The following is a 20,366-nucleotide window of genomic DNA, read 5'->3' as shown; positions in this document are numbered from 1 at the left end:
GAGTCAAGAGATGTTAAATAGTTTATTTAATGTAATATACAAAAAGGCTAGAAAATCAATGCCTACAATTTCTAAAACTGAGCAAACTGCATTAAATGCTGGTGATAGCTGGTTTGAACAGGATATTTTTCAAGGTAAACCTGATTTTGAGAAACTCCATAACTTACAGAAATTCAGCTTATCAGAAGAAGAAAAATCTTTCTTAGAAAATGAAACCACACAACTCTGTGATATGTTAGATGACTGGAAAATCAATTATGTAGATAAAGATCTAACAAAAGAAACTTGGAAATTTATAAGAGAAAAAGGTTTTTTTGGTCTAGTTACTAGCAAAGAGTACGGAGGCAAAGGCTTTTCAGCAGCAGCACATTCAGAAATAGTCATGAGAATTGCGACAAAAAGTGTTACTGCAGCAATCACTGTCATGGTACCTAATTCTCTAGGTCCTGGAGAGCTTCTGCATCATTACGGTACAGATGCACAAAAAAAATATTACTTACCTCGTTTAGCTACTGGTCAAGAAATCCCTTGCTTTGCTCTAACAGGTCCAACTGCTGGTTCCGATGCAACGTCTTTACCTGATAAAGGAGTTGTTTGCTATGGTGAGCATAATGGAAAAAAAATCTTAGGTATCCGGCTAGAAAATATTAATAAACGTTATATCACGTTAGCACCTGTTGCAACTTTAGTAGGTTTAGCATTTCAATTACAAGATCCTGAAGGTTTATTAGGCGGTGTTGGGGAAGAAGGTATCACGTGTGCACTATTACCCCATGATCACAAAGGATTAGAAATTGGTAAGCGTGGATTCCCATTAGGTCAAGCTTTCATGAATGGTTATATCAAAGCTAAAGAAGCTTTTATTCCTATAGATTGGATTATTGGTGGGCAGAAAATGGCTGGAGAAGGTTGGCGAATGCTAGTGGAATGTTTATCTATTGGCAGGTCAATTTCTTTACCTGCATGTGGCTCTGCTAACACACTTATGTCGACTGTAATCACCTCTGCCTATAGTAATGTAAGAGAACAGTTTAAAGTTCCTATTGCACACTTTGACGGTGTCCAAGAGAAATTAGCCGAGATTGGTGGTTTAGCATATTTGGCAAATGCAACGCGTGAATTTACTGTATCTGCTGTTGATGCTGGTATCTCACCATCAGTTGCCTCGGCTATTGCTAAATATCATTTAACTGAAATGGGTCGTACAACAATTAATAATGCTATGGATATTCATGGTGGACGAGCGATTATTATGGGTAAAAATAACTATCTAGCTATTCCATATATGGCAACACCAATAGGCATTACTGTTGAGGGTGCAAACATTATGACACGTAACTTAATGATCTTTGGTCAAGGAGCTATGCGTTGTCACCCATACATACGTGCTGAAGCTGAAAGCTTGATGAATTTAGATGAAGAACTTGGACAAAAAGAGTTTAGCAGTCTTATGAAAAAGCATATTTGTTATACACTTGGTAATAGCTCTAGAACTCTTTGGTATGGTTTAACAGGAGGAATTACTGCTAAAGGATATCAAAGTAAGTTTAAACACTATTACAAATATATTACCCACATGAGCACAGCTTATGCATATATTAATGATTTATCACTTATTGTATTAGGTGGCGGATTAAAAAGAAAAGAAAGATTATCCGCACGTCTAGGAGATATTATGAGCTATTTATATATGGCTTGTGCTGTATTAAAATTTTACAAAGATATAGGTGAACCTGAAACTGATGATGCTTTTGTACATTGGAGTTTACAATATTGCTTATACCAAGCACAACAAGCTATGCTGGATTTATTTAGAAATTTTCCTATTAAGATTTTAGCTTTAAAAATGAAATTTTTTGTATTTCCATATGGTAAAAAATTTAAAAAGCCTTCTGATAAACTTGAAGCTGAAATCTGTAAAGAACTTTCTACAAATAGTGCAACTCGTAACTGGATGAAAACTAGATGTTATATCCCGAATGATGATCAAGATCCAACTGGCAGAGTTGAAAATGCTTATCTGACAATACTAGAAACTATGCCAATTAAACATAAGATTATACAAGCTATCAAAGCGGATAAATTACCAAAAATGACTTGGACAGCAGTGATCGAAGAGGCTTATGAGCAAAAAATTATCACTTCTGATGAGTTAAATAAAGTTAAAGAAATGTTAGCTAAAGTTAATAACGTCATCCAAACCGATGAGTTTGACGATTATGCTTTAGGACCTAAAAACGCACATCCTGAATGGCAGAAAGAAAAACCTTAAAAAGGAGAAAAATATGTCAAATTTAGAGCAAAAATTCAACGAAATGGTTCAAGCAGTGCGGGATGCAACCATTGATTTTAAACCAGATAACAATCAAAAACTAAAACTCTATGCTTTTTACAAACAAGCAACTGAAGGAGACATCCAAAGCAAAGCTCCATCTGCGTTTAGGATGGTCGAACGTGCAAAATGGATGGCATGGAATTCAGTTAAAGGAATGAGTAAAGAAAACGCCATGCGTGAGTATCTAAAAGTTTTTGGCTCTGAATATTTACCTGAAGAGGAAACTATAATTCAGGAAAGTAGCTCCGAACCAGCTACTACAGTAAAACCAGAACCTATTTCTAAAGAGTCTCAACGTAAAGCTATTGATAAAATTGCTGTACTTGGAGCTGGTGTTATGGGTTCGCAAATTGCCGCTCATTTTGCTAATGCTAGATTTCCAGTAGTGTTATTTGATTTAAAATCAAAAGAAAGTGAACCAAACTCTATAGTCAATGAAGCATTGCAAAAATTAACTAAGCTTAACCCAGCTCCTTTTGGCTCAGAAGATTCTATTAAGTATATAACCCCAGCAAACTATGATGATAACCTGTCTCTTTTAGAAGACTGTGATTTAATAATTGAAGCTGTTGCAGAACGTTTAGATATTAAAGAAAAACTATATAATAAAATTGCTACTTATATTAATCCAAATGCTATTCTAGCAAGTAATACTTCTGGACTAAGTATTGCCACTTTAGCAAATTTTCTTCCAGAAGATATAAAGGTAAATTTCTGTGGAGTGCATTTCTTTAATCCTCCAAGATACATGCCTTTAGTAGAATTAATTCCTCATTCTAATACAAATGCAGATGTATTAGATAAATTAGAAACTTTTTTAACAACAAAACTTGGTAAAAGCATAATTCGTGCTAAAGACACGCCTAACTTTATAGCTAACCGTTTAGGTGTATTTTCAATGCTAGTAACATGTCACTACACAGAAAAAATGAATATCCCTCTTGAGGTTGTGGATGACCTAACTGGTAAGAAGCTAGGTCGTGCAAAAAGTGCTACTTATCGTACAGCAGACTTAGTAGGACTAGATGTACTTTCGCATGTTATTGACACAATGAAAGACAACTTAAAAGATGGTTGGGAACAGCTATACCAAACTCCTAGCTGGATTAAATCACTTATTAATAAAGGCTCTCTAGGACAAAAAACCAAGAAAGGTCTATATATCAAAGAAAATGACAGCATAAAAGTCCTAGATTTAGAAACACAACAGTATCGAACTTCTGAGAAAAAAGCCGATAAAGAAGTATCTGAAATCCTTTCAGAGAAAGATTGGGGTAAGAAGCTAGAGGCTTTAAGAAACAGTAAAAACACTCAAGCTCAATTTGTATGGGCATGTTTTAGAGAAATGTTTCACTATGCTGCTGTTCTTGTTGGTGATATATGTAACTATCCCAAAGATATGGATTTTGCTATCCGTTGGGGCTTTGGATGGAAACAAGGGATATTTGAAATTTGGCAGCTAGCTGGATGGCAAAAAATTAATGGCTGGTTAGAAGAGGAAATATCTGCTGGTAAAACTTTATCTAATCAACCATTACCAAGATGGGTCGATAAACTAGAAACAGGAGTTTATGTCAATAATAAAGAATTTAGCTTTACTGATAATGAGTTAGTGCTGCGTGATAGATTACCTGCATATCAGCGCCAATTATTTCCAGAAATGGTGGTTGGTGAGCATAGCACACTTGATATTGAAACCTTGTTTGAAAATGAAGGTGTCAAATTATGGCAAATTACTGATCACAAAGGAGTGGGTATTTTGTCATTCAAAAGTAAAATGTGTGCAATTGGTGATGATGTTCTTGATGGAATATCTCAAGCAATTGATATTGCTGAAGAAAAATGTCTAGCCATGGTTATCTGGCAAGAACAAGATGTTTTTTCCGTTGGGGCAAACTTAGAAGAATTTGGCATGAAGTTTATGATGAATGGTAAAGAGGCTATAGAAGCAATCATTCGCAAAGGTCATCAAATAATCACGCAAAAATTACGCTATAGTAAAATTCCAGTTGTTACTGCAGTTAAAGGTTTTGCATTTGGTGGTGGATGTGAAACTATTTTACATAGTGATGCTGCTGTGGCTGCATTCGAAAGCTATATCGGACTAGTTGAAGCTGGTGTTGGGATTATACCTGGCTGGGGCGGGTCAAAAGAAATGGCGCAACGTGCTAGCCAAGCTCAAGACCCATGGAAAGACTTTGAACGACGCTATAAAAATTTAGCTATGGCACAAGTTGCTAAAAGTGCTTGTGAAGCTAAAGAAATGGGCTTTTTACGCGAAGATGATATAGTTGTAATGAATACTAAAGAAATCCTATCAGTAGCTATCAAAAAAGCTCAATTAATGGCATTTGTTGGCTACCAACCTCCTTTAAAACAAAAAATTAAAGTCTTTGGTGAAACAGGGATTGCTACAATTAAGGCTTTACTTGTCAATATGCGTGATGGTAATCAAATCTCTGAACATGATTATAAAATCGCTGTAAATCTTGCTGATGCAATGTGTGGGGGAGAAATTGAAAAAGATACTATGGTTTCAGAGGGCTGGTTATTAGAAAGAGAGCTAATAAACTTTATTGAGTTAGCCTCTTCAGAAAAAAGTGCTGCGCGTATGCAACATATGTTAGAAACTGGTAAGCCATTAAGAAACTAATTTTAAGGAGTATTCGCATGAGTGAAAACGTATATATAGTCGCTGCAAAACGCTCTGCTGTTACAAAAGGCAAAAAAGGTGGTTTTGCAAAAAAACGTCCTGATGAATTATTAGCTGATGTTTTACAAAAAACTGTTGCTGAATCTGGTATTAATCCTAAAGATATCGGCGATATAGTGGTTGGTTGTGCTATGCCAGAAGCTGAGCAAGGGCTAAATGTAGCTAGAATTTCTTCACTTTTAGCAGGGTTACCTGATACTATCCCTGCTTTTACAATTAACCGCTACTGCAGTTCTGGCTTACAATCTATTGCTATTGCTGCTAACGAAATTGCTCAAGGCAATATGGATGTTGCTATTGGTGCTGGTATAGAAAGCATGAGTATGATTCCATTTGGTGGTAATAAAATGTCTTTTAGTAAAGAAATTTTTGCCAAAGATGAGAACGTAGGTATTGCATATGGTATGGGAATTACTGCTGAGAATGTTGCTAAAGATTGGAACGTTTCTCGCCAAGAACAAGATGCTTTTGCTCTTAAAAGTCACCAAAAAGCAATCTATGCTATCGAAAATGGTTATTTTAAAGATGAGATTTTGCCGATAGATGTAGATCACCGTAAGCCAAATGAGAAAAGTGGCGAAATCATAAACCATAAAGAAACTATATCCGTAGATGAAGGCGCTCGAAAAGATACCTCACTTGAAGCTCTAGCTAAATTAAAACCAGCTTTTGCAGCAGGTGGTTCTGTAACAGCTGGAAATAGCTCACAGGTGTCAGATGGTGCAGCTGCAGTAGTTTTAGTTAGCGAGAGATATCTTAAAGAACACAACTTAAAACCTCTGGGTAAATTTCTAGGTTTTGCTGTAGCAGGAGTTGATCCTCGTATTATGGGTATTGGACCAGTTAAAGCTATTCCTAAGGTACTTAAGCAAACTAGTTTAACAATACAAGATATAGACTGGATTGAATTAAATGAAGCTTTTGCTGCCCAATCATTAGCTGTAATTAATGATCTTAAGCTTGACCAAGAAAAAGTTAACCCTTATGGAGGTGCTATTGCTCTTGGGCACCCTCTTGGTGCAACCGGCACTATTCTAACTGTAAAAGCACTCCACGGTTTACGTCGTACTGGCAAAAAATATGCAATGATTACAATGTGTATTGGTACAGGCATGGGCGCTGCAGGTATTATTGAAGCTTGTTGTTAGTTAATAATACGATACTACTTGTTATAGCAGCATATAATGTTGCATTACTTATAAATTATATATATAACGCACATTAGTGATAAGTATGTTGCTATAGCTTATGCAGTAAGCAGCGAAATTTGCTTATATGGATAAGGTTAAATTTACTAACTTTTACAAAAACTACTAGAGATTATTTAACATGATAAATTTAGATGATTATAAACCTATAGAATTCCCGTGGGATTATACCTGCTTTAGTTCAATAGATAAAAACCCTATTGGGATTCAACTACCCTTATACCATATTGGAGAGCATTTTTATACTAAGTTTAAGTGTTTGCCTCACCATGTTGGTTGGGATAATGTTATTCACGGTGGTGTGATAGCATTGCTATGTGATGATATCCTTGGCAAACACGTGTTAGAGGTTAGTAAATCCTTTTGTATGACACGTAACCTAAATATAAAGTATCTAAAACCCACATATAGTAAAGCAACACATATCTTTAAAACTACTATTATCCGTAAAGGTCGTACCACAGTATGGGCAAAAGTTGATATTTACAATGAAAAAGGTGATTTATGTACCTATGCTGATTCAGATTTTGCTCTTTTAGAAGAGCACCTCGCAAAGCACAAAGATATAGCTAGTTATAATATTAATGACTTAATCTCTCACTCACAACTAAAACTATAGTGATATTTAAATAATATCCTTATTTGCCACTTTCACTTAATTCAAAGATTATACCTAGTTATCAAAAATTACTAGTGTGTATCAAAACCACTATATACAGAAACTAATTTCAAACTTGTATCCTATTATAACTCAAAAATAAAGTTTCAAACCAGGAGGCAATTATAAGTTTGTTTAGGCTACCATTATCTGAGTATTTAAAATCTGGAGTTTCGCAAGTAAACAACGTAAATTTAGCTTTATCTGTCCCTCTCTGGTTTAACGTTATCCTTGAACGCAATGATTTTGAAATTGAAGTAACAAATTTAGATAATAGAGGGATTCTTGAATTTTTAGCATTTTCGCATAATGATAAAGAAGATGGTTTAACCAAACGCGTGGAGCAAAGATTCGCAGAAGGTATCTTTAACAAATATGGCGACATCACCCTGATATGTTATGATAAGAGCTCACGGATGGTCATAGGCCTTGCAAATATTGATCTTGACAATAACAATAATCATATTGACCTAGAAGATCTAGCTACTATTAATAGTAGCTCTATGCTTAAAGATACTAATTTTTTTTCAAAAATTGGTATTATTTTATTGACCTCAATTTCAATGATCGCAGCTAAATACGGTAAAGGATTTGAACTATGTGATGTTAATAAAAGTTTTTATGATCAATTTAATGAATATGGACTAAAACCAGTCGGAAACACTAACATCAAAAAAACACATTGTTCTATAACTATGGACTCTCTTGTGCCTAGTAAACGTTATTATGAAAAATACTATACTGAATTTAAAAAAGGAGTCCAAAATATAGACTTAAACCTTTTCATTTATTCGTTGAAAATGAAAAATACCGTATCTGAAAGAGAAAATTTTTATAAGGATAAAAACAAAAACAATACTAATATACCATACCAGTACAATGGGTCCTTCCAGGATAGTAATAAGTTTATGCAGCTTAAAAAGGCTTTTGATATATGGCGAATTAATAAACCTCAGAGTAAAATTTTAGAAAAACTGACTACTAGTACTACTAGCGAAAAAAAATATTCTCACGTTCCCACAGTAATAAATAAAGACTGCCAATATGCTTCGATTATACAACAACCCAAAGGGCAAATTATAAAAGAAGATCAAATAACAGGAACAAAGGATGTTTGTATATTATGTGATGGTGCCGGAACCCTACCGTACCAAAACACTTATATTCATTGTAGTAGATGCAATAAAACTGGCACTTACTTATATCCTGAAGGTTGGATAAAGAAAAACTATGTAACAAAAGAGAAATGTATACTATGTGATGGTATTGGAATTATTCCTAATATTAGTAATAAAATTATTAAGTGTAGCCGATGTGAAGGTACAGGCCAGATGGATAAGCTTCTATAGATAATCTTAACTTATTGCCACTAATGGTGCGTTTACCTTTTTACGATTTTAAAAAATTATTGAGAATTAATATCCAAATTCATATTACACTATATCCGTGTTTTATTCTTATATTTACAATTTTATTAATAATCGAATTAGCCTCAGCCATAGAAGCTACATGTATACTTTTTCTATGGGAGAATTTAGTAAGCTTTGAACCATAATCGCATACGACTAGTAAATCATCTAAAAGATCTCTCAATATAGTTATATTATAATATTTGGTCTCAGTTTCTAAAGAAATCATAAGCTTCTATCTATTAATCACTTCTTTAATTTTTTTCACTACTAAATGCACTAACCTGTTTTTATCCATAAAAGTGTAATAGAATTTTTATGAGAAAAGAATATTTAATTACAGTGACATAATATCACACCATAAGATATTCCAGTTCTACACTGGCGGAGAGGAAGAGATTCGAACTCTCGATAGCTGTTAAGCTATACACGCTTTCCAGGCGTGCTCCTTCAACCACTCGGACACCTCTCCAAAGAGATACAAAGTATACAATAAAATTTTTTATTTTCAAACCTTTATAGAACCATAACTACCGCAGATATAAACATCAATGCAATAAATAGCATCTTTAATAACCTTGGAGATATTATCCCTAAGTATTTAACTGCTAATAAACTACCAACTACAGAAAATGGGATAGCTGATAAAAGCAGAGGTATACTTAAATAACCAAATGTATTAGGCACATCGACATTAATACCATACACCAACATAACAGTAGCAATGCTTGAACTAATAACTACACACACGCTTGCAATCGAAATGGCTTTTTTTATATCCACACCCATCTTTATAAAAAACATAGTTACAAAGGTTGTGGAAGTAGCAAGTATACTTAATACACCACACACCCCACAGATTGGATACGCAATTTTTGATGGTAGCTTCACAATTTTACTATCATTATGTAAAATCATCCAGATACCACTTAATACAAGTATCACAGAGAAAATATGCTTTAATAAAATCGTATCTATATGCTTAACAATTAATCCTCCTATCACAGCACCTATGGCCAAAGCTATTAAATAATATCTTAGCTCTCCAAACTGAATATTTCCTTTACGTTGATGCTTATAAGTAGCTATCAAACTCAAGCATATAGACATACCGCAACACGTAGCCAATGCTATTTGCATTGCATAACTTGGACCATATACATGAACAATAATATAATAAAAAGCTGGTGTTGCTATCAATCCAGCTCCACCGCCAAGCAGTGTAGATATAAAACTAGCCACAAAACCCACTACAGCTCCTAATATAATCAACATTTTTTCTCCTTTAAAGTTTTATTTGAGATAGTTGTAAACCGTTGCTCGACTAATACCTAATGCCCTAGCAATATAATAACTAGCATTTTTACCATCTAACGCTCCTTGATTTTTAAGCTCTAAAATTAAATCTTTTTTTTGTGCACGATTTAAATTATCTAACAACAAGTTTTTATCTATACAATATTTTTGTACAAAACCATTTATCTTTTCATATAAAGTATCCTTAAATAGATTTTGTTCATCTTTTGCTATTTGATTACCATCATCTGGCAAAAACATATTTATTAAAGCTCGATACTTATCAAAAACAGAAACATCTAAATTTATACATAATGCTCCTACTACGATACCTTTATCATCTCGAATAACAGTAATAATACATTTCATCTTCCGTCCATCATAATTTAGCTTCTCATAAGGACCTATTACAGATAATAATTTGTCATAAGCTTTAAAATCTATATGATCTAAATATGATGAATCACCGACTTCTCTTCTAGATATAGGATTAAATATTGCTTCTATTCTATTTTTACTTAGGTCATGAATAACAACCTCAGCAAAAGGATAAAGAAGCTTACTTATCGCTTGTGCGATATCACTATAAGATCTTAATTCAACACGCATTTCTTCATACTCAAAACAACTATTTAAACAATATATTCTAATTTAGACATTATTGTCAATATAAATAAATAAAAATAGTTTAGAATATAGCAACAGCTTGCTATAATGAATTTGTTAGACTTTTAATTTATACAAACAATATAATAGCGAGGGAAAATTATGATGAAGAAAAAATTACTTACAATAGCTACACTATTAGCAGCTTCTGTGGCACTTACATCATGCACAGCTGAAGCTGTTGCTGTTACAGGTTTAGTTTTAGCCAGTGTTGCAGTTGGAGCTTTAGCATATGAGTGGATGGAAAACCCAGATGCTTATAACGCATATGCAAAAAGTAGAGATACTGTCTTTTCAGCTGTTCAAGAAGTATTAAAAGAAAATAACTATACCACTACAGAGCAAACAGTTGATCAGAAAAAATCTGAAATTAAAGCTGTTTCTCCTAGTGGTGACTCTATTAATATTGTAGTCCAATCCGCTAAAGATAATAAAGATCAATCAGCTATTTATATTAAAGATGATAGCAAAGCTAATGCAACTATTATACTTAATCAAATTAATGAAAAACTTGCAGAAGCAAAATAATGATATTGAGGAACATCTCTTTGTGATCCTAAACAAAGCATTTCGAGAGCATTTTTGATACAGTTAAAGACATATAATTTTAGGTTGCAACAGGACCCTAATCAGCTATAAGATCATATTCGGTAGATTCTGTTATTTCAACCGTAGCAAATTCTCCTACTTTTAAACCTCTCTCAATTGCATCGCCAACGATTACCTGACCATCAACCTCTGGAGCATCATATTTAGTTCGCCCAATAGCATAATTTTCATCTTTATTAATAGAATCTATAATTATCTGCTGCTCTGTACCTATAAAACTTTGTAACTTATCAGCACTTATTTGAGCTTGTAACCCCATAAACTCATCTAAACGTTGTTGTTTAACTTCTTCGGAAATAAGATTATCAAAACCATTTGCCTTAGCTCCTTCAACTTCAGAATATTTAAAACAACCTACCCTGTCAAGCTGCGCTTTTTCTGCAAAATCTAATAAATGCTCAAAATCTTCTTCTGTCTCACCTGGAAAACCAACAATAAAAGTACTACGAATAGTTATATCTGGGCAAATATCACGCCATTTGTTTATTCTATCTAAAGTCTTTTGCGTATGTGCAGGACGCTTCATTCTCTTTAAAACTTCTGGTGATGAATGCTGTAAAGGCACATCTAAATAAGGCAGTATTTTCCCCTGAGCCATAAGTGGTACAATTTTATCCACATGAGGATACGGATAAACATAATGTAACCTTGTCCAAATATCTAAATCACCTAAAGCTGTAGCAAGATCTAAAATATTACTTTGATACTCTTTATCTCTCCAAATACCAGATTTATATTTGATATCAACACCATATGCAGAAGTGTCTTGAGATATCACAAGTAATTCTTTAACTCCAGCATTTTTAAGCTTCTCAGCTTCTTTCATTATATTATCGATAGAGCGACTTTTTAGCTTACCACGTATATCTGGAATAATACAAAAAGTACAAGTATTATTACATCCTTCTGATATTTTTAGGTATGAATAGTGTCTTGGAGTCAGTTTTATCCCTTGTGGAGGCACCAAAGATACAAAGTCATTAGCAAAAATTGGCGCATGAGTATGCACAGCTTCGATTAAATTTTCATAATCTTGTGGACCTGTGATACTTAAAACTTCTGGATGTTTTTCTTTGATAAGTTCAGCCTTATTACCCAAACAACCAGTTACTAACACTTTACCATTCTCAGCAATTGCTTCACCAATCACTTCTAGAGACTCATCTATAGCTGAATTTAAAAAGCCACATGTATTAACTATAACCATATCAGCCATTTCATAACTATCAACAAGATCATAGCCTTCAGCTTTTAATTTAGTAATTATACGTTCTGAATCTACTAAATTTTTAGGACACCCAAGGCTTACAAAACCAATTTTAGGAATTTTAATCATACCACTTATTTAAATAAAAAAATTATGAGGGTTATTTTAGAGCAATTTGATAGAAAAAAATAGTTGAAGTTTAAATTACATTTGAGCTATTGGCTGAGAAGAATCAGACTCATCACATTTAACACCAAAGTCAAGATCAGTTCTTCTATCTAAATAGTAAGCCTTTTCAGACGCTTTGTAGATACATGCATCGTTTAACCCACCTGCACAAAACTCATCATAAAATTGAGTTGGCTCAGCAGCTGGTTTTAATTTACCATAACTTACTACACACATTTGATCTTGATTTACATTTCTTGACAACAAATACTTATATACAGCATCACCACGCTTTTGACCAAGATTAAAGTTGTACTTCTCGCTTCCTCTAGGGTCAGTGTTACCAGATAATTTAAGTGGCTGGTCTGGATGAGCAACTAAATAATCTGCTGTTTTGTCTAAACATGCTTTTGCATCGTCTGTTATATCATAACTATCAAAGCCAAAATATACTGACCTACAATTAATTTCCATCAACTCTTGCTTCATCTTCTCTACTTGGTCTGAACTCATATTCTCAGAACCAAATATCTGTGAAGACATTTCTAAAGCCTGTGAGCTATCAACGCCAGCATACTTATCCTTTATAAGATTGCTATTATCTGGTCTAGTACTAGAACAGCTAGCTAATAATAAAACTGAACTTATAGCTGCTAATCCTAAAATTTTATCTCTCATTAGTTTATACTCCCGTAGTTTAAGTAACATTATCAAAATTTGTAACATTATAATTCCCACTATCATCTACATATTTACCACCGTGGTTATCTGCAGATTCAAGGGTGCTAATAAAGCCTGGCCCATCAGTTTCAGTAAGCTCAGAACCACTTAGGTCAGCATTTGCATTTGGCATCAGTTCTGGTCCTTGATACCAAGCACATCCACCAAGTAAAACAAATATAAATAATAAAAACACTCTCATTTTCATTTATTAGCCTTAAAAATTTTTAGGTGACCAACTTGGAGACTGAATAAGAGTTTGTGTATCTCCAATACTTTCAACACTAAATTGGTTTTCTCCATCTAATGATACCATATCCAAAGAATTATGTCCTTTTGAATTAGTAGTAATATAAGCTATCATATCACCGAATGGGGAAACTGTTGGTGAGGCATCTGCTTTACCATTAGTAAGTGTAGTAATATCACCACTAGCTAAATTAAAACTAGCTATTTGAGTACCTGTTGATCTAGCTTGTTGATACATAAATACGATATTCTTACCATCTGAAGTATAGTTAGGCTCATAACCTTGATATATTTTACTACTTAATATAGAAGACTGCGGATATTTAGAATCAACAGGCGCGATATATATGTTTGGTCTTGTACCCCTATCTGATGTAAATATTACACTCTTACCATTTGGAGAAAACTTAGGTGCTGTATTTATACCATTTATAGTTAATTGCTTTAAAGCTTTTGTTACTAAATTCAATATATATATATTTGTCTGCTCTGAGTAACCTTTTGATAACGCTAGAACAATCTTACTGTCATCTGGTGAATATGCTGGAGAACTATTTATTCCTTTATAATTAGTCACTTTTGTAACCTTACCAGTTCCAATCTCAAGTTTATACACGCCCATGCTACCACCGCTATAACTAGAGTATATTATAAACTTACTATCATTTGACCAAGATGGTGTTGCTATAGGGTTATCGGTTTGTTTTAGTACAGTATGTTTATTATAACCGTCATAATCAGAAATAATAAGTTCATAAACTCTACCATATCTTGCATAAGGGTTTGTTACCTTAACATATGCCAACTTAGTTAAAAAGAATCCTTGTTCTCCAGTAATCTTTTGATACACATAATTTGAAATCTTATGAGCTAAAGTTCTCATCAAAGAAACGTTTATATTGCTATAAGTTACAGACTGTATGTAACCTGTGTTGTTTCTTTTAAGAATCTGTACTTCTACAGTGTAGTTATTGTAAGAATTTTTTGTGTACTTAGTAAATACAACATAGTCAGCATTAATATTTTTCCAAGGAATTTCATGTTTATCTTTTATTTCATACTGTATACTGGCATTACCTTTTAGCTTACCATTATGGTTAAAATCTGATACTACAACTGAGTTTACATCTTGAGGAAACTGATCTATTACATTATTACTAATCAGTGACACTAGGGGTTTTTTGATAACTCCCGTTGTTACCTCCGCTACTAACTCTGCCTGTAAACTAGAAACTAAAAACATTAATATTGCAAATACTGCTATTATCTTTTTCATTGCTTAATTTCCTTACTTAAAACTACGACTGCTTAAATATAAAGCTTATATTTTCACTCTGTATTGTTTGCTTAGCCACACTATTTGATATGGTTGGTGGAGTAGTATTCTTTATCGCATCAACAAGTGACTGATCACAACTATAGTTACCGGAAGTTCCTGTTAACTTTACAAACCTACCATTTCTAATTATTGCTCTAGGCAAATCATATATACCTCTACACGAATCCTTTATCCAGTTAGATCCTACCCTATCTTGATATTCAGAAATATAACTAGCTATTGCTGATTGTGCTTGATTTTGTTCTATCTGTTTTTTCGCAGCAGCTTCTGCTTCTGTTTTGGCTTTTGCCAATCTCTCTTCACGAGCTTTACGTTCAACTTCCTCTTTAGCTGCTTTCTTTGCTTTCTCTTGGGCTTCAAGCTTAGCTTTTTTCTCCTGCTCTAGCTTAAGTTTTTCGGCTTCTGCCTTGCGTTTAGCTTCTTCTTGAGCTTTTTTTTGAGCCTCGATTTGTTCTTTTTTCTCTTGTTCTAATCTAAGCCTCTCAGCCTCTGCTTTAGCTAGTCTTTCTTCAGAAGCTTTGCGTTTAGCCTCTTCTTTGGCTTTTATAATTGCTTGCTCTCTAGCTTTATCTACAGCCTCTCTAATTTTACGTAGCTTTTGCTGCTGTTGTTCGTACGTTTGAATCTGATTGTTAAGTTCACCACTTGTTATAGAAGTAGCTTGTATAACTTGCATCTGCTTAGAAGCCTCTACAATCTGTGCTTGTAACCTCACAGTAGAATCAAATTTAAGCAAACTTATATAAGATAATACATATAACATCACTACTATAACTATATGTATAATTACTGCCTTAATTAAAAAAGGATTGTTATCTATCTGTTTTCTAAAGTATCCTAAAATTTTACGATAATTAAGATTTGCCATCTTCTGTGACTAACCCCACTTTATCAACTCCAGCCTTTTGAATAAGGGCCATAGCTTTTACTACCTGACCATAGTTTGCATTACTATCACCTCTTACATACACAGGCTTTCCTGGATTTTGTTTAGATAAATTAATTACCACGCTCGCAAGCTCTCTAGATTTTAATGGCGCTTTAGGATTACTAACCCCCTGATTAACAAAATACGCTCCTTGATTATTTACAGTTACAACTATTGGCTTACTATCTGTAGAGGGAATTTTTTCTGACTTAGTCTTAGGCAAGTCTACTTTAACCCCTTGAGTTAAAATAGGTGTAGTAATCATAAAAATAACCAATAGTACCAACATAACGTCTATATATGGAACTACATTGATGTCTATCATTGGTCTTTTTTTCCTAAAAAACTTTTTATTTCTTCTTTTCATAATAAAAGCCTTTAGTAGCTTTCTTGACTACAGTGTTGGTGCTGCTCTTTAACCAAATTATTATTATGTGCTTCTTTCAACAATAAGATACATAAATCATCTTGGAATGATTCATAAGTAGACAAAATATCATCGACTTGATTTGAAAGTCTACTATGACCAATAACAGCAGGAATTGCGACAAATAAGCCCAGTGCTGTAGCTATCAAGGCCTCAGCAATATGCGGAGCCACTACTGATATAGTAGCCTGCTCCACACCACCTAAAGTATTAAAAGACGACATAATCCCCCAGACTGTTCCAACTAATCCTATATATGGAGCCACAGCAGCTATAGTTCCTAAAGCTGGAAGTTTTTTTTCTAACTCTTTAGCTTCTTGAGATATAGCTATACTTACAGTTCTTTCCATACCTTCTAGGATTGTCTCTCCTTTTAAGACTCCAGTATCTTTAAGGTTATTATACTCTCTCAAAGCAGAACAAAAAATTATAGACTTACCGAAAATATTTTCTTTATGTTGTAAGTAATATTCATATAGCTTTTGAATATGATGCCCCGCCCAAAAAAGCTTATCGAACCTGGCTTGTTCGTGTTTATATTTCTTTACACGACCGTTAACTTCTAACATTATAGCCCATGAATAAACAGACATAGCCACCAAAGCTAACATTATCAATTGTACAATAAAATTTGCGTGCCATATTAACTGAATCAACGATAACGAGTTATCTTGCATAAATTTACCCTAAAAATTTTATGTTTATAATTTTTATAAATGCTACGAATATTATACGTAAACTGATATAAATTATAAATACTTTAATTTACTTATCAAATTATAGTTTAATATTAATAAATAATTCTGCTATTATTTTAGTTATCCAACAAAATTATAGTATTAAAAAATGTTAAATATAAAAAAACCTTATAGATCTCTTATATTTTGTTTAGTAAGCTTTGCTTTAATATCATGTTCAAACTCCCAAGGAGACTCATTTGGATATGCTTCACCTCCACCTACTCAAAGAGATATGTACTCTAACGAAGCAGGACCCTTACAACAACCAGGTGGTGTAGCTGCTGAAATAGAAAGTGAGCAAGGAAATCCTATGGATAATTCGGACTTTACAGTAAGATACTAAGATTCTGCATCAATTATTTTTTACCATCTACACTTGATGATTTATTAATATAATCATTTTCTGTTTTTTTCTTATATTTATAGTGAGAAACTGGTCCTGAAAGTGCATAACCTATCATTATTAAATAAAGGAGTTTCTCAGGCATAGTAAACAACATCAAGATTATAAGTATAAAACAGATTACATATAATTTACTAATATTACCTTTGCCATCACTATCCTTAAAGCTTCTAAACTTAATATCACTTATCATCATAAAAGCTAAGTACAAAGCTGTAAATGAAGTTAATAACACTGTAACAAAAGCGTAGCCACCTACAAATGTTTCTTGGCCCAACCAGATAAGTCCAGAAATAGTAACAGCACCAGCAGGACACGGCATACCATAAAAATATAGCCTTTTTTCTATTAAGCCTTCTTCTGTAAGCTCTTTTGGCTCTTGCTGGGTATCAAACTTAGCTAATCTAAGAGCTACTGCTAACAAATACAAAAATGAAATCGCCGCCCCTAAAGGACCAATATTATGCAAACTCCAAAAATATATCACTAATGCTGGAGTTGCTCCAAAAGAAACAACGTCAGCTAGGCTATCCAATGCTGCGCCAAACGCTGTTTGAGTTTGTGTGTAGCGTGCAATCCTCCCATCAAAAGCATCTGCAAATCCTGACAAAAGCATATAACCCGCACTTGATATAAATTTGCCTTGGAAAGCTGCAATAATTGCTAAAAAGGCAAATAACAAACTAGCACTAGTAAATAAGCTAGGTAGTATGTACTTTGATTTTTTCATATCGATATTTTCTAATAACCACATAAGTATAACCTCTTATTTCTTCGTCAAATCTGGTCTTAAGATTTTAGCACCATGTAAATATATGTGGCTAATTTCTTTTTGATCTTTGTTAGTATTATAAGTCAACATTATCCTGATACAAAGATCTAAAGCATCTTTAACTTTCATTTGTTGACAATCTAATAACGGTACATCTACTAAGCCTAACTCTCTTGCAGCTACAGCAGGAAATTCTGAACTTATATCAGATGTTACTGTAAATATAATATTTACTATATCTTTATGTGCTACAACGTTATCTTCAAGCATTTTTTCAAGCAACTCTTTAGTAGCAGCCAGTACATCTTCTTTTGTATCTTTATTTATAGTTGTAGCACCCCTGATAGATCTTTGCATTATCTATACCTTAGTAAATTTTTGCTTTAGTAATCTAGGCAATGGAAAATAAACTTCCTCTTTTATGCCCTCAAAGTCTTCAACATCAACATCTTTATCACAAATATTTGATATTTTAGCTACTATTTCCTGTACCAAATACTCTGGTGCTGACGCTCCAGCACTGACTCCACAAGTGTTTTTGTTATCAAACCATGATCTATCTATATCTAAAGGATTATCAACCAAATAGGAATCAACACCCTCTAATTTAGCAAGCTCTCGTAATCTGTTTGAGTTTGAACTATTATGAGAGCCAACCACAACAAGTATATCTATATGTCCTAACATTGCTTTAATTGCTGCTTGTCTATTTTGAGTAGCATAACAAATATCCTCTTTTTTAGGACCTTTAATGTTAGGGAATTTTTTGTTTAAAGCTTCTATAATATTTTTTGTTTCATCTACAGATAAAGTTGTTTGTGTAGCATAATATAAGTTATTCGGGTCTTTAACCTCTAGTTTGGCAACATCGCTCTCATTCTCAACCAAGTATATCGCTCCTTTTTTGCTACGATATTGTCCCATAGTTCCTTGAACCTCTGGATGTCCCTTGTGACCAACTAGTATACATTCAGCATCATTATTGCTAGCTAGTCTAACTCCTCTATGAACCTTTGTAACAAGTGGGCAAGTTGCATCATACAATATTAGGTTTTTTGTCGCTGCAGCTTGCTCAACCTTAAGCGAGACACCATGAGCACTAAATATACACACTGAATTATCAGGAACTTCATCTATCTCTTTAACGAAAATGACTCCTTTTTTCTTAAGTGAGTCTACGACAACTTTATTATGCACTACCTCATGTCGTACGTATACTGGTGATTTTTCTACTTCTAAAACTTTCTCTACGGTTTCTACTGCTCTACTTACACCCGCACAAAAACCACGTGGGTTAGCCAACAGTATCTTCATTTAGATCTTCCTCATTTTTTGCAATACTAAGTATTTTTGCCTCAAACACTATTATCTGACCAGATAATGGATGGTTAAAATCAACCGTCACATCATCATCACCAATTTCAGTTATCAGACCTGGCAACTTTGTACCATCTTTTTGACTAAAAGAGACTATAAGCCCCTCTTCTAACTCTATACTTTTAGGAAACCTAGTTTTTGGAACTGAGTAAATACTCGCTGGATGCTTCTCACCGAATGCTTCTTCTGGCATTAAAACCACCCTTTTACTAGTACCTACTTCTGCTCCTATAAGCTCTTTTTCAACTTTTTCAGTAAAACATCCTTGCCCCATTTGAAAAACAAAAGCACGGTTATAATTTTCTGTATCTTCAGCTATAGAGCCATCTTTTAGTCTAAATTTAAAATGCATTTTAACAAAACTATCTGTAGTTACTTTCATTACAAAAACCACATTAAAACCTTTTTGAACAAGATACCATATTTACGTAAGTTAGTCATCTTATTGATATAGAAATTAAAGTTTATGCTAATAGAAACCACCAAGCTCCAAAATAAGTGTTATAAATACTGCTAGTTATAGTACAAAATACTGGTGTCACATAGTTTGACAACAGTGACTTCTTTCTCTACTCTTAATATTATCTTATATTACACGCCTTTAATTTTCTTAAAACACAGTAATTATAAAAAAGGGGAAAGGTAATGAATAAATACACAAAACAGCATTTAGAAAAGCATGAAATTTTAGAATATAGCGCCGAAGTTAGCAATTGGCTTTTCCTTATCCCAGCTACCATGGCTTTATTTTTCATTTTTGCAGGTACAGCAGAACCAAAAACTGCTGGAATAATGTATTTTATAGCTCTTTGCTACATTTTATACCCTTATATTATCAAAACATCTACTGAGCTTGCTATAACTAATGAGAGAATTATAGGAAGAGTTGGTTTTCTACATGCTAAATTTTTGAATTTAAGGTTTAATCAGATTGAAAGTGTTAAACTGTCTCAAAGCCTTTTTGGTAAACTTTTAGATTATGGAGATATCACTATTTATAGCTCAAATTCTACTAGATACAGGTTTAAATTTCTCTCTAATCCAATAGCACTTAAAGCTTTTATAAGTGAAAAAAATATAATTAAGAACTTTAACTCTAATATTTAAGTGATATATTATGGACAAAAGTTTAAACTTACAAT

The 20,366-nt window shown here is 33.4% G+C and carries 22 protein-coding genes and 1 tRNA gene; 8 read left to right on the top strand and 15 right to left on the bottom strand.

The window, feature by feature from the left end; genetic code table 11:
- Window positions 1-10: 10 nt before the first annotated feature.
- From E3E15_RS01950 to E3E15_RS01930, 5 genes are all read left to right on the top strand, one after another.
- On the top strand, window positions 11-2,272 hold the full coding sequence (locus E3E15_RS01950; RefSeq protein ID WP_172106382.1) for an acyl-CoA dehydrogenase: 2,262 nt from the start codon (window positions 11-13) through the stop codon (window positions 2,270-2,272).
- A gap of 13 nt (window positions 2,273-2,285) precedes the next feature.
- Window positions 2,286-4,988, top strand: a complete 2,703-nt coding sequence (locus tag E3E15_RS01945) for an acyl-CoA-binding protein (protein WP_172106381.1) — start codon at window positions 2,286-2,288, stop codon at window positions 4,986-4,988.
- 17 nt (window positions 4,989-5,005) lie between these two features.
- Window positions 5,006-6,196, top strand: coding sequence for an acetyl-CoA C-acyltransferase (locus E3E15_RS01940; protein ID WP_172106380.1), 1,191 nt, complete (start codon window positions 5,006-5,008; stop codon window positions 6,194-6,196).
- 181 nt (window positions 6,197-6,377) lie between these two features.
- Window positions 6,378-6,875, top strand: a complete 498-nt coding sequence (locus E3E15_RS01935) for a PaaI family thioesterase (protein ID WP_172106379.1) — start codon at window positions 6,378-6,380, stop codon at window positions 6,873-6,875.
- 170 nt (window positions 6,876-7,045) lie between these two features.
- On the top strand, window positions 7,046-8,263 hold the full coding sequence (locus E3E15_RS01930; RefSeq protein ID WP_172106378.1) for a molecular chaperone DnaJ: 1,218 nt from the start codon (window positions 7,046-7,048) through the stop codon (window positions 8,261-8,263).
- A gap of 79 nt (window positions 8,264-8,342) precedes the next feature.
- Here the strand turns inward: E3E15_RS01930 and E3E15_RS01925 are convergent, their stop codons facing one another.
- From E3E15_RS01925 to E3E15_RS01910, 4 genes are all read right to left on the bottom strand, one after another.
- Window positions 8,343-8,552: a hypothetical protein gene (locus E3E15_RS01925; RefSeq protein ID WP_172106377.1), complete on the bottom strand. Its 210-nt coding sequence runs from the start codon at window positions 8,550-8,552 to the stop codon at window positions 8,343-8,345.
- Window positions 8,553-8,705: 153 nt separating this feature from the next.
- A tRNA-Ser gene (locus E3E15_RS01920) sits at window positions 8,706-8,795 on the bottom strand.
- A gap of 44 nt (window positions 8,796-8,839) precedes the next feature.
- Window positions 8,840-9,598 (bottom strand): sulfite exporter TauE/SafE family protein, encoded by a 759-nt coding sequence (locus E3E15_RS01915; RefSeq protein WP_172106376.1) that lies wholly within the window; start codon window positions 9,596-9,598, stop codon window positions 8,840-8,842.
- 18 nt (window positions 9,599-9,616) lie between these two features.
- A complete protein-coding gene (locus E3E15_RS01910) occupies window positions 9,617-10,228 on the bottom strand; it encodes a helix-turn-helix transcriptional regulator (protein ID WP_172106375.1) in 612 nt (203 codons plus the stop codon).
- A 159-nt stretch (window positions 10,229-10,387) separates the two neighbouring features.
- Between E3E15_RS01910 and E3E15_RS01905 the strand changes: the two genes are divergently transcribed.
- On the top strand, window positions 10,388-10,813 hold the full coding sequence (locus E3E15_RS01905; protein ID WP_172106374.1) for a DUF3568 family protein: 426 nt from the start codon (window positions 10,388-10,390) through the stop codon (window positions 10,811-10,813).
- Between the two features lie 97 nt (window positions 10,814-10,910).
- On the opposite strand, the gene rimO is transcribed toward E3E15_RS01905, so the two are convergent.
- The 7 genes from rimO to tolQ all read right to left on the bottom strand — a co-directional run bounded on the left by rimO (window position 10,911) and on the right by tolQ (window position 16,609).
- Window positions 10,911-12,230: a 30S ribosomal protein S12 methylthiotransferase RimO gene (rimO, locus tag E3E15_RS01900; RefSeq protein WP_035721375.1), complete on the bottom strand. Its 1,320-nt coding sequence runs from the start codon at window positions 12,228-12,230 to the stop codon at window positions 10,911-10,913.
- Between the two features lie 75 nt (window positions 12,231-12,305).
- Entirely contained in the window at window positions 12,306-12,947 is a 642-nt protein-coding gene (locus E3E15_RS01895) for an OmpA family protein (RefSeq protein WP_209451682.1), read from the bottom strand.
- 19 nt (window positions 12,948-12,966) lie between these two features.
- Window positions 12,967-13,197 (bottom strand): hypothetical protein, encoded by a 231-nt coding sequence (locus E3E15_RS01890; protein ID WP_035721372.1) that lies wholly within the window; start codon window positions 13,195-13,197, stop codon window positions 12,967-12,969.
- Between the two features lie 9 nt (window positions 13,198-13,206).
- Window positions 13,207-14,514 carry a PD40 domain-containing protein gene (locus E3E15_RS01885; RefSeq protein ID WP_172106373.1) on the bottom strand — a complete coding sequence of 436 codons (1,308 nt, stop codon included), beginning with the start codon at window positions 14,512-14,514 and terminating at the stop codon, window positions 13,207-13,209.
- Window positions 14,515-14,536: 22 nt separating this feature from the next.
- Window positions 14,537-15,445, bottom strand: coding sequence for a cell envelope integrity protein TolA (tolA, locus tag E3E15_RS01880; protein ID WP_035721358.1), 909 nt, complete (start codon window positions 15,443-15,445; stop codon window positions 14,537-14,539).
- Window positions 15,432-15,872, bottom strand: a complete 441-nt coding sequence (gene tolR / locus E3E15_RS01875; RefSeq protein ID WP_035721355.1) for a protein TolR — start codon at window positions 15,870-15,872, stop codon at window positions 15,432-15,434. The genes tolA and tolR overlap by 14 nt, the downstream gene beginning before the upstream one ends.
- An 11-nt stretch (window positions 15,873-15,883) precedes the next feature.
- Window positions 15,884-16,609, bottom strand: a complete 726-nt coding sequence (gene tolQ, locus E3E15_RS01870) for a protein TolQ (RefSeq protein WP_035721351.1) — start codon at window positions 16,607-16,609, stop codon at window positions 15,884-15,886.
- A 169-nt stretch (window positions 16,610-16,778) separates the two neighbouring features.
- Between tolQ and E3E15_RS01865 the strand changes: the two genes are divergently transcribed.
- Window positions 16,779-17,015, top strand: coding sequence for a hypothetical protein (locus E3E15_RS01865; protein WP_172106372.1), 237 nt, complete (start codon window positions 16,779-16,781; stop codon window positions 17,013-17,015).
- A gap of 13 nt (window positions 17,016-17,028) precedes the next feature.
- On the opposite strand, the gene E3E15_RS01860 is transcribed toward E3E15_RS01865, so the two are convergent.
- From E3E15_RS01860 to fkpB, 4 genes are read right to left on the bottom strand one after another with little or no spacing between them, the layout of a single operon-like run.
- A complete protein-coding gene (locus tag E3E15_RS01860) occupies window positions 17,029-17,829 on the bottom strand; it encodes a CDP-alcohol phosphatidyltransferase family protein (RefSeq protein WP_172106371.1) in 801 nt (266 codons plus the stop codon).
- A gap of 12 nt (window positions 17,830-17,841) precedes the next feature.
- Window positions 17,842-18,204: a chorismate mutase gene (gene aroH / locus E3E15_RS01855; protein ID WP_035721342.1), complete on the bottom strand. Its 363-nt coding sequence runs from the start codon at window positions 18,202-18,204 to the stop codon at window positions 17,842-17,844.
- A gap of 3 nt (window positions 18,205-18,207) precedes the next feature.
- Window positions 18,208-19,161, bottom strand: coding sequence for a 4-hydroxy-3-methylbut-2-enyl diphosphate reductase (gene ispH, locus E3E15_RS01850; RefSeq protein ID WP_172106370.1), 954 nt, complete (start codon window positions 19,159-19,161; stop codon window positions 18,208-18,210).
- Window positions 19,142-19,606, bottom strand: a complete 465-nt coding sequence (fkpB, locus tag E3E15_RS01845) for an FKBP-type peptidyl-prolyl cis-trans isomerase (protein WP_172106369.1) — start codon at window positions 19,604-19,606, stop codon at window positions 19,142-19,144. Before fkpB ends, ispH begins: the two co-directional genes overlap by 20 nt.
- Before the next feature lie 263 nt (window positions 19,607-19,869).
- On the opposite strand from fkpB, the gene E3E15_RS01840 reads away from it, so the two are divergent.
- Window positions 19,870-20,331, top strand: coding sequence for a PH domain-containing protein (locus E3E15_RS01840; RefSeq protein WP_172106368.1), 462 nt, complete (start codon window positions 19,870-19,872; stop codon window positions 20,329-20,331).
- Window positions 20,332-20,366 lie beyond the last annotated feature (35 nt).

It is taken from the genome of Allofrancisella frigidaquae (assembly GCF_012222825.1).
In the GTDB taxonomy this organism is placed as follows: Bacteria; Pseudomonadota; Gammaproteobacteria; order Francisellales; family Francisellaceae; genus Francisella; species Francisella frigidaquae.
The sequence above is the reverse complement of the archived record's forward strand: the minus strand, read 5'-3'. Positions and strand labels throughout refer to the sequence as shown.

Excerpts from the sequence above, each read along its gene's own strand:
- aroH (WP_035721342.1), bottom strand. The coding sequence starts at position 18,204 with ATGCAAAGATCTATCAGGGGTGCTACAACTATAAATAAAGATACAAAA.
- E3E15_RS01950 (WP_172106382.1), top strand. The coding sequence starts at position 11 with ATGTTAAATAGTTTATTTAATGTAATATACAAAAAGGCTAGAAAATCA.
- E3E15_RS01890 (WP_035721372.1), bottom strand. The coding sequence starts at position 13,197 with ATGAAAATGAGAGTGTTTTTATTATTTATATTTGTTTTACTTGGTGGA.
- E3E15_RS01925 (WP_172106377.1), bottom strand. The coding sequence starts at position 8,552 with ATGATTTCTTTAGAAACTGAGACCAAATATTATAATATAACTATATTG.
- E3E15_RS01885 (WP_172106373.1), bottom strand. The coding sequence starts at position 14,514 with ATGAAAAAGATAATAGCAGTATTTGCAATATTAATGTTTTTAGTTTCT.
- E3E15_RS01940 (WP_172106380.1), top strand. The coding sequence starts at position 5,006 with ATGAGTGAAAACGTATATATAGTCGCTGCAAAACGCTCTGCTGTTACA.
- E3E15_RS01840 (WP_172106368.1), top strand. The coding sequence starts at position 19,870 with ATGAATAAATACACAAAACAGCATTTAGAAAAGCATGAAATTTTAGAA.
- ispH (WP_172106370.1), bottom strand. The coding sequence starts at position 19,161 with ATGAAGATACTGTTGGCTAACCCACGTGGTTTTTGTGCGGGTGTAAGT.
- E3E15_RS01935 (WP_172106379.1), top strand. The coding sequence starts at position 6,378 with ATGATAAATTTAGATGATTATAAACCTATAGAATTCCCGTGGGATTAT.
- fkpB (WP_172106369.1), bottom strand. The coding sequence starts at position 19,606 with ATGAAAGTAACTACAGATAGTTTTGTTAAAATGCATTTTAAATTTAGA.
- tolQ (WP_035721351.1), bottom strand. The coding sequence starts at position 16,609 with ATGCAAGATAACTCGTTATCGTTGATTCAGTTAATATGGCACGCAAAT.
- E3E15_RS01945 (WP_172106381.1), top strand. The coding sequence starts at position 2,286 with ATGTCAAATTTAGAGCAAAAATTCAACGAAATGGTTCAAGCAGTGCGG.
- rimO (WP_035721375.1), bottom strand. The coding sequence starts at position 12,230 with ATGATTAAAATTCCTAAAATTGGTTTTGTAAGCCTTGGGTGTCCTAAA.
- E3E15_RS01865 (WP_172106372.1), top strand. The coding sequence starts at position 16,779 with ATGTTAAATATAAAAAAACCTTATAGATCTCTTATATTTTGTTTAGTA.
- E3E15_RS01895 (WP_209451682.1), bottom strand. The coding sequence starts at position 12,947 with ATGAGAGATAAAATTTTAGGATTAGCAGCTATAAGTTCAGTTTTATTA.
- tolR (WP_035721355.1), bottom strand. The coding sequence starts at position 15,872 with ATGAAAAGAAGAAATAAAAAGTTTTTTAGGAAAAAAAGACCAATGATA.
- E3E15_RS01905 (WP_172106374.1), top strand. The coding sequence starts at position 10,388 with ATGATGAAGAAAAAATTACTTACAATAGCTACACTATTAGCAGCTTCT.
- E3E15_RS01910 (WP_172106375.1), bottom strand. The coding sequence starts at position 10,228 with ATGCGTGTTGAATTAAGATCTTATAGTGATATCGCACAAGCGATAAGT.
- E3E15_RS01860 (WP_172106371.1), bottom strand. The coding sequence starts at position 17,829 with ATGTGGTTATTAGAAAATATCGATATGAAAAAATCAAAGTACATACTA.
- tolA (WP_035721358.1), bottom strand. The coding sequence starts at position 15,445 with ATGGCAAATCTTAATTATCGTAAAATTTTAGGATACTTTAGAAAACAG.
- E3E15_RS01915 (WP_172106376.1), bottom strand. The coding sequence starts at position 9,598 with ATGTTGATTATATTAGGAGCTGTAGTGGGTTTTGTGGCTAGTTTTATA.